Origin of the sequence: Bartonella sp. MM73XJBT (genome assembly GCF_028618465.1) — a bacterium.
In the GTDB taxonomy this organism is placed as follows: Bacteria; Pseudomonadota; Alphaproteobacteria; order Rhizobiales; family Rhizobiaceae; genus Bartonella.
On sequence record NZ_JAQISY010000100.1, the window covers coordinates 1 to 1,684 of the forward strand.

The 1,684-nt window shown below is 40.5% G+C and carries 1 pseudogene; it reads left to right on the forward strand.

The features are described 5' to 3' along the window. Positions 1-179: 179 nt before the first annotated feature. A pseudogene (locus PVV69_RS09785) lies at positions 180-1,684 on the forward strand (hypothetical protein); the annotation flags it as partial.

Sequence of the window (1,684 nt, forward strand, 5' to 3'; positions counted from 1 at the left end):
TGCCTACATTTAGATCTCAACACAGAAAGCAACGACAAAACGAAAACAAAGACTCAAAACGTTCCCACTTTGATCTGTCACTTTCCATTCAATAACCAGTAGGGAGAGTAACTAACACTGAAATGTGTCTTTTTTATGTTTTGGATATGCTTTTCAAATTTTTTCATTGGAGAGTTGTTATGAAAAAAATATCTGCCACATCAAAGAGACCTAGTTTGAAGGCTGTGCTTATTTCTCGGCGTTTATCTTTGTTTACAAAGCTCTCGTTGGGAACAGCAATGGTTGCACTCTTATCAAGTGCGTCTCCTGTATTGGCGAAAAAAATTGATATAATAGACCAACAAGTTCTTCAAAGCATAGAGAAGGCAACAGCAGTTTATTCTCAAGGGAACGATAAAAGGATTACTGCTGCTTATGATAGTCAGAACAATGTTGATGTCTCTGATTTATCTAAGGCAGGTTATGTAACAGCACTCAATAAAGTAGGCGCAAAAGTAGGCGCAGCAAAAGTGAATGCCTCTGATGATTATGCAAATTTCATAAATGATACACTTTGGGAGAAAAGTAGGCCTACCATAAATGTTTTTTCGAAGCCTATAAATGAGGGGGGAATGACAACGCGGCTTATTCCTGTTGATGGCATGCAGCGAGAGACAAGGGCTAATCAAGGTGTTGCGCTGGGTAATCAAGCACAAGCAACTGAATACTCAAGTATTGCAATAGGCAACTATGACCCGGAGTGTACGAATATAAATGGTGAACTTGGTTGTGTAGCAGCGAGATCCTTAGCTGAAAGAGGTATAGCGATAGGTTTATCAAGTAGAGTTAAGGGTTATCAAGGGATTGCTATCGGTAATGCTGCAGAAGCATACACAAAAAACGCTATTGCTTTAGGTCCTTTTGCAGACGTGACTGGAGAAAACGCTATTGCTATAGGTCGCGGCGCAACGGTATCAAATACGAATAGTATTGCTATGGGACTTTATGCAAATGCAGCTGGATCAAACTCTCTTGCTCTAGGCTTTCAGGCAGAGGCAAAAGCAGCTGACACTATTGTTTTAGGTTCTAACGCAAAGGCAAATATGAAAAATTCAGTTGTTGTTGGTGCGAATGCAAATGCAACTGGAGACAACTCTCTTGTTCTAGGCTTTCAGGCAGAGGCAAAGGCAACTAGCGCTATTGTTTTAGGTTCTGAAGCAGAGGCATCAGATCCTTTTAGTCTTATTATAGGTGTTAAGGGAAAGGCATCAGGTTGGTATAGTGTTGGTTTGGGTTATGGCGTAGAAGTAACAGGTGAGCGTAGTATTGCTTTAGGTTACCAATCTAAAGTGTTGGTTAAAGATGGTGTTGCTATAGGTTCCACTTCTACATCCGATAGGGCTGCTGGTGTTGCAGGTTATACTTCTCTTTTGCAAGGACCAGCAGAAAACTCCGGAATTGAATGGAAAAGTACGAAAGGTGCAGTGAGTGTTGGTAATACTAGTAATAATATAACGAGGCAGATTACAGGCGTTGCAGCTGGTAGTGGAGATGCCGATGCAGTGAATGTTAGACAGTTAAAAGACTTAGAAGAAGTTGTAAGAAAGAAAGGTTGGAAACTGTCTGTTGATGGTAAGAATGCGAAAACAGTGCTTTTAGACAGTGACATAGATTTTTCTGCTGGAAGTAAAAACTTTGCAATCAC